The sequence below is a fragment of the Enterobacter sp. ECC-249 genome, from assembly GCF_043965265.1.
GTDB lineage: Bacteria > Pseudomonadota > Gammaproteobacteria > Enterobacterales > Enterobacteriaceae > Enterobacter > Enterobacter quasiroggenkampii.
The window spans coordinates 3724277-3739610 of sequence record NZ_CP143660.1; the positions used below are offsets into that span (position 1 = coordinate 3724277).

General features: G+C 55.5%; 9 protein-coding genes. 6 read left to right on the top strand and 3 right to left on the bottom strand.

All coding sequences use genetic code 11. The features are described 5' to 3' along the window. Window positions 1–121 precede the first annotated feature (121 nt). Complete coding sequence (gene rcsD / locus V1587_RS17745) at window positions 122–2794, top strand: phosphotransferase RcsD (RefSeq protein WP_371897318.1); 2673 nt, start codon at window positions 122–124, stop codon at window positions 2792–2794. A 16-nt stretch (window positions 2795–2810) separates the two neighbouring features. Beyond that, the gene (gene rcsB / locus V1587_RS17750) at window positions 2811–3461 is read left to right on the top strand and encodes a response regulator transcription factor RcsB (RefSeq protein WP_003859405.1); all 651 of its coding nucleotides are present in this window, start codon (window positions 2811–2813) and stop codon (window positions 3459–3461) included. Between the two features lie 89 nt (window positions 3462–3550). On the opposite strand, the gene rcsC is transcribed toward rcsB, so the two are convergent. Together rcsC and gyrA are read right to left on the bottom strand one after the other, a co-directional pair. Further along, window positions 3551–6397 (bottom strand): two-component system sensor histidine kinase RcsC, encoded by a 2847-nt coding sequence (gene rcsC, locus V1587_RS17755; protein ID WP_371897319.1) that lies wholly within the window; start codon window positions 6395–6397, stop codon window positions 3551–3553. A 135-nt stretch (window positions 6398–6532) separates the two neighbouring features. Beyond that, window positions 6533–9169 carry a DNA topoisomerase (ATP-hydrolyzing) subunit A gene (gene gyrA / locus V1587_RS17760; RefSeq protein ID WP_371897320.1) on the bottom strand — a complete coding sequence of 879 codons (2637 nt, stop codon included), beginning with the start codon at window positions 9167–9169 and terminating at the stop codon, window positions 6533–6535. A 146-nt stretch (window positions 9170–9315) separates the two neighbouring features. Here gyrA and ubiG point away from each other — a divergent pair, with 146 nt between their 5' ends. The 4 genes from ubiG (at window position 9316) to yfaE (ending at window position 14162) form a co-directional block, all read left to right on the top strand. Beyond that, window positions 9316–10044: a bifunctional 2-polyprenyl-6-hydroxyphenol methylase/3-demethylubiquinol 3-O-methyltransferase UbiG gene (gene ubiG, locus V1587_RS17765; protein WP_045908709.1), complete on the top strand. Its 729-nt coding sequence runs from the start codon at window positions 9316–9318 to the stop codon at window positions 10042–10044. A 347-nt stretch (window positions 10045–10391) separates the two neighbouring features. After that, on the top strand, window positions 10392–12677 hold the full coding sequence (gene nrdA, locus V1587_RS17770) for a class 1a ribonucleoside-diphosphate reductase subunit alpha (RefSeq protein ID WP_045908710.1): 2286 nt from the start codon (window positions 10392–10394) through the stop codon (window positions 12675–12677). A 100-nt stretch (window positions 12678–12777) separates the two neighbouring features. Then, complete coding sequence (gene nrdB, locus V1587_RS17775; protein ID WP_111965288.1) at window positions 12778–13908, top strand: class Ia ribonucleoside-diphosphate reductase subunit beta; 1131 nt, start codon at window positions 12778–12780, stop codon at window positions 13906–13908. Beyond that, window positions 13908–14162: a class I ribonucleotide reductase maintenance protein YfaE gene (gene yfaE / locus V1587_RS17780; RefSeq protein WP_008500234.1), complete on the top strand. Its 255-nt coding sequence runs from the start codon at window positions 13908–13910 to the stop codon at window positions 14160–14162. The genes nrdB and yfaE overlap by 1 nt, the downstream gene beginning before the upstream one ends. Window positions 14163–14267: 105 nt before the next feature. Here the strand turns inward: yfaE and glpQ are convergent, their stop codons facing one another. Beyond that, window positions 14268–15326 carry a glycerophosphodiester phosphodiesterase gene (gene glpQ, locus V1587_RS17785; protein ID WP_371897321.1) on the bottom strand — a complete coding sequence of 353 codons (1059 nt, stop codon included), beginning with the start codon at window positions 15324–15326 and terminating at the stop codon, window positions 14268–14270. Window positions 15327–15334 lie beyond the last annotated feature (8 nt).

Consider the following 15334-nt stretch of genomic DNA (forward strand, 5'->3'; position numbering starts at 1 on the left):
CCGCCGATATTGACCGGAGAAAAAGTCGCCTTTTCCCGGATAGTCGCGCTGGAAATTCAGTTATTACCCTTTATACTGCCCTATCGCCACAGAGCACGACCATAACGGGTTAAAGATATCAATGAGTCAGACTGAAACTACCGCCCCGAGCAAATTCTCCCTCCTTCCCGGGAGCATCACCCGTTTCTTTCTTCTTTTGATCGTTGTGCTGTTAGTCACCATGGGGGTGATGGTACAAAGCGCGGTTAACGCCTGGCTGAAGGATAAGAGCTATCAGGTCGTTGATATCACCCACGCCGTGCACAAGCGCATCGATACCTGGCGCTACGCCACCTGGCAGATTTACGACAATATCGCAGCTGCCCCTACCTCCTCGTCCGGGGATGGACTTCAGGAGACGCGGCTCAAGCAGGATGTCTATTATCTCGAAAAACCGCAGCGTAAGACCGAGGCACTTATCTTTGGCTCTCACGACAGCGCGACGCTTGAGATGACGCAGCGTATTTCGACCTATCTGGATACCCTCTGGGGTGCCGAAACGGTACCGTGGTCGATGTACTATCTGAACGGTCAGGACAACAGCATGATCCTGATCTCAACGCTGCCCTTAAAAGATCTCTCGTCCGGGTTTAAAGAGACAACCGTGGGCAGCATCGTCGATTCCCGCCGGGCAGAAATGCTGCAGCAGGCGAACGCTCTTGATGAGCGTGAGAGTTTCTCTTCCCTGCGCCGTCTGGCGTGGCAAAACGGTCATTATTTTACCCTGCGCACCACGTTCAATCAGCCAGGGCATCTGGCGACGGTGGTAGCCTTCGATTTACCAATTAATGATTTAATCCCGCCGGATATGCCGCTCGATAGCTTCCGTCTGGAGCCAGACAGCAGCACCCAGAACCTGCGTGCGGCGTCTGACAAAGAGGCCGCAGAAAGCGTATCGATCTCCTTTAACGGCTCGAAAATCGAAATTGCCTCATCGCTGAATTCGACCGGTATGCGTCTGGTGTGGCAGGTGCCGTTTGGTACGCTGTTGCTGGATACCCTGCAAAATATCCTGCTGCCCCTGCTGCTGAATATCGGTCTGCTGGCGCTGGCTCTGTTTGGCTACAGCACTTTCCGTTTCCAGTCGGGGCGTCAGAGCGACGCCTCTGCGGTCCCGGCCGGCACCAGCAATGAGCTGCGCGTATTACGCGCGCTGAATGAAGAGATTGTTTCCGTGCTGCCGCTTGGGGTCTTAGTTCATGACCAGGAGGCGAATCGGACGGTGATGAGCAACAAAATTGCCGACCATCTGCTGCCGCATCTTAACCTGCAGAACATCACCACCATGGCGGATCAGCACCAGGGGGTGATTCAGGCCACCATAAACAATGAACTGTACGAGATCCGCCAGTTCCGCAGCCAGGTGGCTCCCCGCACGCAAATCTTCATTATCCGCGACCAGGATCGTGAAGTACTGGTCAATAAAAAGCTCAAGCAGGCGCAAAGACTGTATGAGAAAAACCAGCAGGGGCGCGCCGCATTTATGCAGAACATTGGCGATGCCTTCAAGCAGCCGTTAAGAACGCTGGCGACCCAGGCAGCGGCGTTGAACACATCCGAAAGCCACCAGCTTGCCTGCCAGGCCGATTCGCTGGTCAGAATGGTTGATGAGATTCAGCTGGCGAACATGCTGGAGAATGATTTCTGGAAGGGAACGCCAGCCCTCTTCTCTATTCAGGATCTGATCGATGAAGTAGTGCCGGAAGTGCTGCCCGTCATTAAGCGCAAGGGGCTGCAGCTGCTGATCAATAACAATCTTCCTGCGAATGACGAACGCCACGGCGATCGCGAAGCGCTGCGCCGCATTCTGCTGATGATTATTCAGTACGCCGTGACCACCACGCAGATCGGCAGGATCACCCTTGAAGTCAGCACCGAGGAGTCGGCAGAAGACCGTCTGACGTTCCGCATCCTGGACACCGGGGAAGGCGTCACAACGAGTGAAATTGATAATCTGCACTTCCCGTTCCTGAATGACACGCAAAGCGATCGCTACGGCAAGGCCAATGCCCTGACCTTCTGGCTGTGCGATCAGCTGGCGCGTAAGCTCGGCGGTCATCTGAATATCAAAGCCCGTGAATCCCTCGGCACACGCTACTCTCTGCACGTGAAAATGGCGGCCAATCCGCAGGAAGAAGATGAAGAACGTCTGCTGGATGATGTCGTGGTGATGGTCGATGTGACCTCAAACGAGATCCGCAATATCGTCGTTCGTCAGTTAGAAAACTGGGGTGCGGCCTGCATCACGCCGGATGAAAGACTTGCAAGTCAAGAATTTGATCTGTTTTTAACTGATAATCCGTCTAATCTTACTGCCTCCGGCTTGCTTTTAAGCGATGATGAGTCTGGCGTGCGGAAAATTGGCCCTGGCCAGCTGCGCGTCAACTTTAATATAAGCAATGCGATGCAGGAAGCTGTACTACAACTAATAGAAGAGCAGCTGGCGCAGGAAGAGATAACGGAATCACCGTTAGGCGGCAATGAAAATGCCGAGCTTCACGCCAGCGGATACTATTCACTCTTTGTTGATACAGTACCAGATGATGTTAAGCGGTTGTATACTGAGTCCGCTGCGAATGATTTTGCAGCGCTGGCACAGACAGCACACCGGCTTAAAGGGGTGTTTGCCATGCTTAATCTGGTTCCCGGCAAGCAGTTATGTGAAACGCTGGAACATCTAATTCGTGAGAAAGATGCCTCTGGCATTGAAAAATACATCAGCGACATTGACGCCTACGTCAAAAGCTTGCTGTAGCAAGGTAGCCTTATACATGAACAATATGAACGTAATTATTGCCGATGACCATCCGATTGTACTGTTCGGTATTCGCAAATCACTTGAACAGATCGAGTGGGTGAATGTAGTCGGTGAATTTGAAGACTCTACAGCACTGATCAATAACCTCCCAAAGCTTGATGCACACGTGCTCATTACCGATCTCTCCATGCCTGGGGACAAATATGGTGATGGGATCACGCTCATCAAATACATTAAACGTCACTTCCCTGATATCTCGATCATTGTTCTGACCATGAACAATAACCCGGCGATCCTGAGCGCGGTGTTGGATCTGGACATCGAAGGGATTGTGCTGAAACAGGGCGCACCGACCGATCTGCCAAAAGCGCTCGCTGCGCTGCAGAAAGGCAAGAAGTTCACGCCTGAGAGCGTCTCTCGTCTGCTGGAAAAAATCAGCGCGGGTGGCTACGGAGACAAACGCCTGTCCCCGAAAGAGAGTGAAGTTCTGCGCCTGTTCGCAGAAGGTTTCCTGGTGACCGAAATTGCCAAGAAACTGAACCGCAGCATTAAAACCATCAGCAGCCAGAAGAAATCAGCGATGATGAAGCTGGGCGTGGACAACGATATTGCACTGCTGAACTATCTCTCCTCCGTCACGCTGAGCGCAACGGACAAGGATTGATCTCAACGGGTGTGCGGCCTGATGCCCTCACCCCGTCCCTCTCCCACCGGGAGAGGGTGAAAAACGTAAAAGGCCCTTGCGGGCCTTTTTTATATCCGCGTTTTTCTCACGCGATCCGCGTAAATCGACAATGTCTGTTTCAGCACGTCCAGCGTCACCGGTTTCGACAGACAGCTGTCCATGCCTGACTCCAGACAGCGCTGCTTCTCTTCCGCCAGCGCGTTCGCCGTTACGCCCACTACCGGCAGCGTCAGACCCAGCTGTCGGATGCGCTGCGTCAGACGGTAGCCGTCCATGTTTGGCATGTTGACGTCGCTAAGCACGATATCAATATGATTTTTACTCAGCACATTCAGCGCATCCACGCCGTCGTTGGCGGTTTTGCACTGGTAGCCCAGCGATCCAAGCTGGTCAGCCAGCAGGCGGCGGTTAATCGGATGGTCATCCACCACCAGAATCATCATATCGTCATTCACCGAGGCCAGAGACTCCGGTGACGGCAATCCGCCCGTACCGTCGCGCTCTTCCAGTTCCACTTTGTAGATGCGCGCCAGCAGGCTCAGCAGTTCGTGCGGCGTTGCGACACTGTGTACCCATTCTCCAGGCGAACGCTCGACAGGAATGCCGATGTGGCGACGACAGAAGAGCACCGACCCTCTCCCCTGCCACGGCTGCTCCGGCATCTCGTCGGCGATCAGCACATCGTCCACATCCGGTGTTTGACCTTCATAGCGACACACCCTCACGCCGCTGTGGGCAAGCAGCGCCGTCAGGTAGTCATTCAGCGAGGCGTTATGCACCGCCAGCCAGCAGCGCTTGTCGCTCAGCCCATCTACCGTCGCTTTTGCCGGATACTGTGCCGAATAGAGCGGAATGCGGATGGTGAACTGGCTGCCCATGCCGGGCTCGGTATCCACGGAGATATCACCGTCCATCATGCTGACGAGCTTCTCACAAATCGCCAGCCCCAGTCCGGTACCCTGGAAGTTACGCTGCACGCCGGTCCCGACCTGGAAGAACGGGTCGAACAGGCGAACCACTTCCTTCGCCGGGATGCCGACGCCCGTGTCGCGCACGCGAATGCTCAGGTAATCCCCCGCCCTGCAGACGTGTAACACGATACAGCCAACATCGGTGAATTTAATGGCGTTGCTGAGCAGGTTAGAGATGACCTGCTGCAGGCGCATCGGATCGCCGTGCAGCGTCAGCGGCACGTCCGGTTCGATAAAGCAGTAGAGCCCCAGCTGTTTACGCACCACCAGCGGGAGATAGTTGGCGCTGATATGGTTCATCACCTCGCGCGGCGAAAACTCGCGCGGCTCGATTTTCAGCTGTTCGGACTCGATTTTAGAAAAGTCGAGAATATCGCTGATGATTTTCAGCAGCAGGCTGGAGGAGTTGTTCATCGCCGTCACCAGCCGGTCGACGCCCTTCGGCAATTCCTTCGTCTGCAGCAGATCGAGGTTACCGATGATCCCGTACAGCGGCGTACGCAGCTCGTGGCTGACGGTCGCAAGGAACATGGACTTCGACTGGCTGGCCTGCTCTGCCGCCTGCGCCATCTCCTGCAACGACTCTTCCATTTTCACGCGTGCGGAGACATCCACCAGCACGCAAATCGCCACGTTTTCATTGCGATAGCGGGAATGGACAAAGCTAATCTGCAGGTTAGTGTGCGTGCTGGTGAGCACGTCGACAAAGTTAACCTGCTGACCGCAGATAATTTGCGTCAGCCTCTGCCGGTCTTCGTGCGTCAGCATGTTCAGGTAGTTATGCGCCAGTTCGTTACTCAGGATATTGGTCCCGTCCTGGGTACGCAGAATACAGATCCCCACCGGCGCCGAAGCGACAATCTTCCGGTTAAACTGCTCGTGTTCCTCCAGCCGCTGGGCGTCGCTTTCGGCGGGAATAAAGATTTTCCGCTCATACATGCGCGCCAGGGTGAACAGCGCCCCACCCGCGATCAGGTTCAGCAGAATGGCATTCATGATGAGAATGCGTATCCGCTCAAGCACCATATCCACCGGCAGCGAATAGACGATACTGAGCGACGAAGGCGGCAGGCTCTTCTTCAGCACCAGCTCGCGGAAACCTGAGGTATAGCCAAACCACGACCGCTCCTGCATCCAGTGCGGTTCGACGTTTAGACGGTTATCGGGCCCGGCAAGCGAGATCAGCTGATGGCCGTTTTCATCCAGAATGGTCACGCCCATGGGCAGGCTGCCCGGGGTGAAGAAGTTTTCCATGCGAATGGTCTGCTCAATCCCCAGCAGCGCCTGCAGGCGATTGCCGAGATACACCGGCGTCAGGGCGTAGAAATAGCCCACGCCCGGGCGCGGGCCCTGGCTCACCCAGAAGATGTTATTCCCGCGCTCGTCCTGCGGTGCATTGCGGTATTTGACAATACGTTCATGCAGGCTTTTCAGCGCATCGTCACGCTCAACGGGCACGTCGCGCAGACCAAAATCAGCCATGCAGAGATTCTCGCTGCCAATCAGGAAAACGCGGTTCAGGTCATAGGCGGCGGAGAAATTGTCGCGCCAGTAGCGCATAAACCAGGCAAGGGATTCCAGCGATCCGCGCCAGGAATTGCTCATGGTGGAGCAATCGGAGTCCGGGAACAGCGGCTGGAAATCCGGGACTTCGGTTTTGTCATCACGTCCGCGAAGCGCAAGGATGCCGTTTTCCGCCGTCAGACGATTTTCGGCAATATACTTCAGCTCCTTCATTACGTCAGACGTTCGCTGAATGTAACGCTGAGCCTGGTCGGAGCTTAAATTAAACTCCTGGCGGATCTCCGCTTCTTTCTGGTGCAGAGCGTTAACGATGTAAAACACCGAGAACAAGGCCACCAGCAGCCAAAGCAAGAGCGCCAGCGCCCGAAACAGATAGCGAGAGACTTTCAGCGTAGTACGAAAGGAGACGAGGTATTTCAAGGGGGCGAGGCTCCGCCGTCGGGGTCAAAAGAATGTGGTTAAGGTAGCGGTAAACGCGCCAGGTCGCAACGTTGACTTATCTGCTTGTGCAAAAGAAAAGGGCCGGAATCCGGCCCTTTTTTGCATCAGAAGACATTACTCGTCAGCGTCATCCGCTGCGTCATCGTCGGTATCGGCTTCCGGTGCGATATCATCATCGCCTTCCGCAACGCTACCGTCGATGGAGTCGAGCTCTTCATCATCCACCGGCTCGGCAACGCGCTGCAGACCCACCACGTTTTCATCTTCCGCTGTACGGATGAGGATAACGCCCTGGGTGTTACGACCCACCACGCTGATCTCAGACACGCGGGTACGCACCAGCGTACCGGCATCGGTGATCATCATGATCTGGTCCGCATCGTCCACCTGCACCGCGCCGACAACGGAACCGTTGCGCTCGGTCACTTTGATAGAGATAACGCCCTGCGTGCCGCGAGACTTGGTTGGGTATTCCCCTTCCGCCGTACGTTTACCGTAACCATTCTGCGTCACGGTCAGGATAGCCCCTTCACCGCGCGGAATGATCAGAGAAACAACGCTGTCTTCGCCAGCCAGTTTGATACCACGAACGCCCGTAGCGGTACGACCCATCGCACGGACGGCGTTCTCTTTAAAGCGCACCACTTTACCGGCGGCAGAGAAGAGCATCACTTCATCAGAACCGGAGGTCAGATCCACACCGATCAGCTCGTCGCCTTCGTTCAGGTTCACCGCGATGATACCGGCGGAACGCGGACGGCTGAACTCGGTCAGGGCGGTTTTCTTCACGGTACCGCTGGCGGTCGCCATAAAGACGTTCACGCCCTCTTCGTACTCGCGTACCGGCAGGATAGCGGTGATACGTTCGTTCGCTTCCAGCGGCAGCAGGTTAACGATTGGACGACCACGCGCACCACGGCTTGCTTCCGGCAGCTGATAGACTTTCATCCAGTACAGACGACCGCGGCTGGAGAAGCAGAGGATCGTGTCATGGGTGTTCGCCACCAGCAGGCGGTCAATGAAGTCTTCTTCTTTAATACGTGCCGCAGACTTGCCTTTACCACCACGACGCTGTGCTTCGTAGTCGGTTAACGGCTGATACTTCACGTAGCCCTGGTGAGACAGGGTCACAACAACGTCTTCCTGGTTGATCAGGTCTTCGATGTTGATGTCCGCGCTGTTGGCGGTGATTTCGGTGCGGCGCTCGTCGCCGAACTGATCGCGGACCAGCTCCAGCTCTTCGCGAATCACTTCCATCAGACGCTCTGCGCTGCCCAGAATGTGCAGCAGCTCAGCAATCTGTTCCAGCAGCTCTTTGTATTCGTCGAGCAGTTTTTCATGCTCAAGGCCGGTCAGTTTCTGCAGGCGCAGATCCAAAATCGCCTGGGCCTGCTGTTCAGTCAGGTAGTACTGACCGTCACGCACGCCGAATTCAGGTTCCAGCCACTCAGGACGCGCTGCGTCATCGCCCGCACGCTCCAGCATCGCGGCAACGTTACCCAGATCCCACGGACGAGAAATCAGGGCAGCTTTCGCTTCTGCCGGGGTTGGCGCACGACGGATCAGTTCGATGATCGGGTCGATGTTGGCCAGCGCAACCGCCAGCGCTTCAAGGATGTGCGCACGGTCGCGCGCTTTGCGCAGTTCGAAGATGGTACGACGGGTCACCACTTCACGGCGGTGACGAACGAACGCGCTCAGGATCTCTTTCAGGTTCATGATCTTCGGCTGACCATGGTGCAGCGCAACCATGTTGATACCGAAGGAGACCTGAAGCTGAGTCTGGGAGTACAGGTTGTTCAGCACAACCTCACCTACCGCGTCGCGTTTGATCTCAATCACGATGCGCATACCGTCTTTGTCAGACTCGTCACGCAGCGCGCTGATGCCTTCAACACGTTTTTCTTTTACCAGCTCGGCGATTTTTTCAATCAGACGCGCTTTGTTCACCTGATACGGGATCTCGTGAACAATGATGGTCTCACGGCCGGTTTTAGCGTCCGCTTCCACTTCGGCGCGGGCACGGATGTAAATCTTGCCGCGGCCGGTGCGGTACGCTTCTTCAATACCGCGACGACCGTTGATGATCGCCGCCGTCGGGAAGTCCGGGCCCGGGATGTGTTCCATCAGCCCTTCAATGCTGATGTCTTCATCGTCGATATAGGCCAGGCAGCCGTTGATCACCTCGGTGATATTGTGCGGCGGAATGTTGGTTGCCATACCGACCGCGATACCGGACGAACCGTTAACCAGCAGGTTCGGGATCTTGGTTGGCATCACATCTGGGATGCGCTCGGTGCCGTCGTAGTTATCGACGAAATCAACGGTCTCTTTTTCCAGGTCGGCCATCAGCTCATGAGCGATTTTCGACATACGGATTTCCGTATAACGCATCGCCGCAGCGGAGTCGCCGTCGACTGAACCAAAGTTACCCTGACCATCTACCAGCATGTAACGCAAGGAGAATGGCTGCGCCATACGAACGATGGTGTCATAAACGGCGGTATCACCATGCGGGTGATATTTACCGATGACGTCACCGACGACGCGGGCAGATTTTTTATAGGCTTTATTCCAGTCATTGCCCAATACGTTCATGGCGTATAGTACGCGACGGTGTACCGGCTTAAGGCCATCGCGGACGTCCGGCAGCGCACGGCCAACAATGACCGACATCGCATAGTCCAGATAGGAGCTCTTCAGCTCTTCCTCGATGTTAACCGGTGTAATTTCTCTCGCAAGGTCGCTCATCTAACCGCTATCCCTCTACTGTATCCCGGATTCAAAGGTCGCAAATTATAACACAGCCGAGGTGATTGAGGTAAACCTATACGCTTTATTCACGGGGATTGCCTGATATACTCATTCGTCTTGCTAAATAAGGAGTAAAAGCGCCCATGAATGCCGAAAAATCCCCGGTGGCTCACAACGTTGACCACGAAGAGATTGCCAAATTTGAAGCGGTGGCGTCCCGCTGGTGGGATCTCGAAGGTGAGTTCAAACCGCTGCACCGTATTAACCCGCTGCGTCTGGGCTATATCGCGGAGCGTTCCGGCGGTCTGTTCGGTAAAAAAGTGCTCGATGTGGGCTGCGGCGGCGGTATCCTGGCGGAAAGCATGGCGCGCGAAGGGGCGAACGTCACGGGCCTGGATATGGGCTTTGAACCGCTGCAGGTTGCCCGTCTTCACGCGCTGGAGTCCGGCATACAGGTAGACTACGTGCAGGAAACCGTGGAAGAACACGCGGCAAAACATGCCCATCAGTACGATGTGGTGACCTGTATGGAGATGCTGGAACACGTTCCCGATCCGCAGTCCGTCGTACACGCCTGTGCAAAACTGGTGAAACCGGGCGGCCAGGTCTTCTTTTCAACCCTCAACCGCAACGCTAAAGCCTGGCTGATGGCCGTCGTCGGCGCGGAGTATGTGCTGCGCATGGTGCCGAAAGGCACGCACGACGTGAAGAAATTCATCAAGCCTGCGGAGCTGTTAAGCTGGGTTGACCAGACATGGCTCAAAGAGCAGCACATCACCGGCCTGCACTACAATCCGCTGACCAATAAATTCAAACTCGCACCGGGCGTTGATGTTAACTATATGTTGCACACAACCGCCAAAAACGACTAACGTCATTCGTTATTCTTATAAAGATTGCGCGACACCATGTTGCGCAATTCTGACCTCTCGTTGAAGAAATCAGCACTCGATCAAATTTTGAATTTTTTTTCTTAATTATTGACATGTCTTCCAGGCCTTACGGTACGAGGACTTAGCCTTTTTTACCCTTTCACAACCTCAATTTAACGTCAAAATCAACCCTTGTGCTGAAAAGATTCGATACTAGAATACTCACCATATAGCGTTTTTCTTATCGCAAACCCCCTATATGTAGTATTTATCCACAGAGTTAGTCACAAGACGGATCTGTGGATAAGCGGGGGATATTTTTTATTTCACGGACAGGTAAAACCCACATGAATCAGAGTCTGCTGGTGACAAAGCGCGACGGTACTACCGAGCGTATCAATCTGGACAAAATCCATCGAGTTCTCGACTGGGCAGCAGAAGGACTGAACAACGTATCTATCTCCCAGGTTGAACTGCGTTCTCACATTCAGTTCTACGACGGCATCAAAACGTCTGATATCCACGAAACGATCATTAAAGCAGCGGCAGACCTCATCTCCCGCGAAGCACCGGATTATCAGTACCTCGCTGCACGTCTGGCGATTTTCCACCTGCGTAAAAAAGCCTACGGCCAGTTTGAGCCGCCGAAGCTTTACGATCACGTGGTGAAAATGGTTGAGCTGGGCAAATACGACACGCATCTGCTGGAAGACTATACGGAAGAAGAGTTCGAGCAGATGAACGGGTTTATCGATCACTGGCGCGACATGAACTTCTCCTATGCGGCGGTGAAGCAGCTCGAAGGCAAATACCTGGTTCAGAACCGTGTAACCGGTGAGATCTACGAAAGCGCCCAGTTCCTCTACATTCTGGTGGCTGCCTGCCTGTTCTCAAACTACCCGCGTGATACCCGTCTGGATTACGTGAAGCGTTTCTACGATGCGGTATCGACGTTCAAGATTTCTCTGCCTACGCCAATCATGTCTGGCGTGCGTACCCCTACTCGTCAGTTCAGCTCCTGCGTGCTGATCGAGTGTGGTGACAGCCTGGATTCCATCAACGCCACCTCCAGCGCTATAGTGAAATACGTTTCCCAGCGCGCCGGTATCGGCATCAACGCCGGACGTATCCGTGCGCTGGGCAGCCCGATTCGCGGCGGTGAAGCGTTCCACACCGGCTGTATCCCGTTCTATAAGCACTTCCAGACGGCAGTAAAATCCTGCTCTCAGGGCGGCGTGCGCGGCGGCGCTGCAACCCTGTTCTACCCGATGTGGCACCTCGAAGTGGAAAGCCTGCTGGTCCTGAAAAACAACCGTGGCGTCGAAGGCAACCGCGTGCGCCACATGGACTACGGCGTGCAGATCAACAAGCTGATGTACACCCGTCTGCTGAAGGGCGAAGACATCACCCTGTTCAGCCCGTCCGACGTCCCGGGCCTGTATGACGCGTTCTTCGCCGATCAGGACGAGTTCGAGCGTCTGTACACCAAATACGAAAAAGACGACAGCATCCGCAAGCAGCGCGTGAAGGCGGTCGATCTGTTCTCCCTGATGATGCAGGAACGTGCCTCTACCGGCCGTATCTACATCCAGAACGTTGACCACTGCAACACCCACAGCCCGTTTGACCCGGTGGTTGCGCCAGTGCGCCAGTCTAACCTGTGCCTGGAGATCGCCCTGCCAACCAAGCCGCTGGAAGACGTCAACGACGAAAACGGTGAAATCGCGCTGTGTACGCTGTCTGCGTTCAACCTGGGCGCGATTAAGAGCCTGGACGAGCTGGAAGAGCTGGCCGTGCTGGCGGTTCGTGCCCTCGACGCCCTGCTGGATTACCAGGATTACCCAATCCCGGCAGCGAAACGCGGTGCGATGGGCCGTCGTACCCTGGGTATCGGCGTGATCAACTTCGCCTACTGGCTGGCGAAAAACGGCAAGCGTTATTCTGACGGCAGCGCCAACAACCTGACGCACCAGACGTTCGAAGCCATTCAGTACTACCTGATGAAAGCCTCTAACGAGCTGGCGAAAGAGCAAGGCGCGTGCCCGTGGTTCAACGAAACCACCTACGCGAAAGGCATTCTGCCGATCGACACCTACAAGAAAGACCTTGATGCGATCGTCAGCGAGCCGCTGCATCTCGACTGGGAAGGCCTGCGCGAGTCCATCAAGACTCACGGTCTGCGTAACTCCACGCTCTCTGCCCTGATGCCGTCCGAGACCTCTTCGCAGATCTCTAACGCCACCAACGGTATTGAGCCACCGCGCGGCCACGTCAGCATCAAAGCCTCGAAAGACGGCGTGCTGCGTCAGGTTGTACCGGATTACGAGACGCTGGGTGACAACTACGAGCTGCTGTGGGAAATGCCAAACAACGACGGCTACCTGCAGCTGGTGGGTATCATGCAGAAGTTTATCGACCAGTCGATCTCTGCCAATACGAACTATGACCCGACGCGCTTCCCGTCAGGCAAGGTTCCGATGCAGCAATTGCTGAAAGACCTGCTCACAGCCTACAAATTTGGCGTGAAAACCCTGTACTATCACAACACCCGTGATGGTGCGGAAGACGCGCAGGATGACCTGGTACCGTCAATTCAGGACGATGGCTGCGAAAGCGGCGCATGTAAGATCTAAGCACTTCGCCGGGTGGCGCTACGCTTACCCGGCCTACGGTTTTGTAGGCCCGGCAAACGCAGTGCCGCCGGGCAATAAAATCTCAACAGGACTCACCGCAATGGCATATACCACCTTTTCACAGACGAAAAACGACCAGCTCAAAGAGCCGATGTTCTTCGGCCAGCCGGTCAACGTGGCACGCTACGATCAGCAAAAATATGACATCTTCGAAAAGCTGATTGAAAAGCAACTCTCCTTCTTCTGGCGTCCCGAAGAAGTGGACGTCTCCCGCGACCGTATTGACTACCAGTCGCTGCCGGATCACGAAAAACATATCTTCATCAGCAACCTGAAGTACCAGACGCTGCTGGACTCCATCCAAGGCCGTAGCCCGAACGTGGCGCTGCTGCCGCTGATTTCGATTCCAGAGCTGGAAACCTGGGTGGAAACCTGGGCGTTCTCCGAGACGATCCACTCCCGCTCTTATACGCACATTATCCGCAACATCGTGAACGATCCGGCGGTGGTGTTTGACGATATCGTCACCAACGAGCAGATCCAGAAGCGCGCGGAAGGCATCGCCCATTACTACGACGAGCTGATCGAGATGACCAGCTACTGGCACCTGCTGGGCGAAGGCACCCACCACGTGGATGGTAAAACCATCACCGTGAACCTGCGCGCGCTGAAAAAGCAGCTGTACCTGTGCCTGATGAGCGTCAACGCGCTGGAAGCGATCCGCTTCTACGTCAGCTTCGCCTGCTCCTTCGCCTTTGCCGAGCGCAAGCTGATGGAAGGCAACGCCAAGATTATCCGTCTGATTGCCCGTGATGAAGCCCTGCACCTGACCGGTACCCAGCACATGCTGAACCTGCTGCGCAGCGGCACGGACGATCCTGAGATGGCGGAAATCGCTGAAGAGTGCAAGCAGGAGTGCTACGACCTGTTCGTGCTGGCCGCTCAGCAGGAGAAAGAGTGGGCAGACTACCTGTTCCGCGACGGCTCCATGATTGGCCTGAACAAAGATATTCTGTGCCAGTACGTTGAGTACATCACCAACATCCGCATGCAGGCTGTCGGTCTCGACCTGCCGTTCCAGACGCGCTCTAACCCGATTCCGTGGATCAACACCTGGCTGGTGTCCGATAACGTGCAGGTCGCGCCGCAGGAAGTGGAAGTGAGTTCTTATCTGGTCGGTCAGATTGATTCTGAAGTCAACACCGACGACCTGAGCAACTTCCAGCTCTGATGTCACGCGTCACGTTAAGTCTTTCCGGCACTGAGGTGCTGTGTCGGGAAGAGCATCCTTCTCTGCTTGTAGCGCTTGAGGCGCATCAGGTAGAAGTAGAGTACCAGTGTCGTTCCGGCTACTGCGGCTCCTGCCGCTGCCGTCTGGTCGCCGGCCAGGTGGACTGGCTGACCGAACCGCTGGCCTTTATCAACGAAGGGGAAATTTTGCCCTGCTGCTGCCGGGCAAAAGGCGATATCGAAATCGAGATGTGATGTTGTCCTTATCCCCTCTCCCGGTGGGAGAGGGTTAGGGTGAGGGCATCAGGCCGCAGAGCCTGATTGTCGGGTGGCGGCTTCGCCTTACCCGACCTGCCAAACCTACTTCCGGTGAATGAATTCGACCGCTTTATCCGGGAAATCCGTAAACAGTCCGTCTACGCCCGCCTGGTTATACAACACCTCATAAAGCTGATTCACATCCGTGGCATACGGCGGCAGCTGGTCGGCACGCACCGTATACGGATGCACCTGCATCTTGCTGGCATGCGCCTCTTTCACCATCGCCGTCAGCTTCACGTGGCCCGGCGCTGAGCCCTCCGCCACCAGCATGTGATAATCCGGCCCGATGCCGTCGGCATACTGCGCAATCTGCTTCATCGCCCCCGGCTTAAACATCCAGTCGTAGTTGTAGTTAACCCACTTCCCGTCCGGCTGCTTCTCCTGGGTTTCGTTCCAGTCGGTGTAGGCAATCAGCTGTACCAGATTGAGATCCATCCCCATCTTCGGCTCCAGCTCTGTTTTGATGCGCTTCAGCTCGGCGGCATCAAAACACTGCAGGTAGACCTTGTCCTTCTTGCTGGTGTAACCGTACCGTTTCAGCACTTCCAGCGTCTTCGCGGCAATGTCCTTCCCTTCCTGATGGTGGAACCACGGCGCTTTGATTTCCGGGTAGATGCCGATGTTTTTACCGGTGGAGTGGTTCAGCCCCTGAACAAACTCAATCTCTTCCTGGAAGGTATGAATGCGGAAGTCAGATTTGCCCATCGGGAAACGTCCCGGATAGACCTGCACCTTCCTGCCGTTTTCAATCTCGAAGCCTTCGGTAAACTTCAGAGCGCGGATCTCCGCCAGCGTGAAGTCGATGGCATAGAAGCGGCCATCTTTACGGGCGCGGTCCGGGAAGCGCTCCGCCACGTCCGTCACGCGGTCAAGATAGTGATCGTGCAGGACGACCAGCTGGTCGTCCTTCGTCATAACCAGATCCTGCTCCAGGTAATCCGCGCCCTGCGCATAGGCCATCGCTTTTGCCGGCAACGTATGCTCTGGCAGATAGCCGCTCGCGCCGCGGTGGGCAATAACGATTTTATCCGCCGCCAGCGCGGACCCGGTCATCAGGCCCGCCAGCAGCAGGCCTGTCGCTAACTGAGTTAATTTCATCGCAAAGC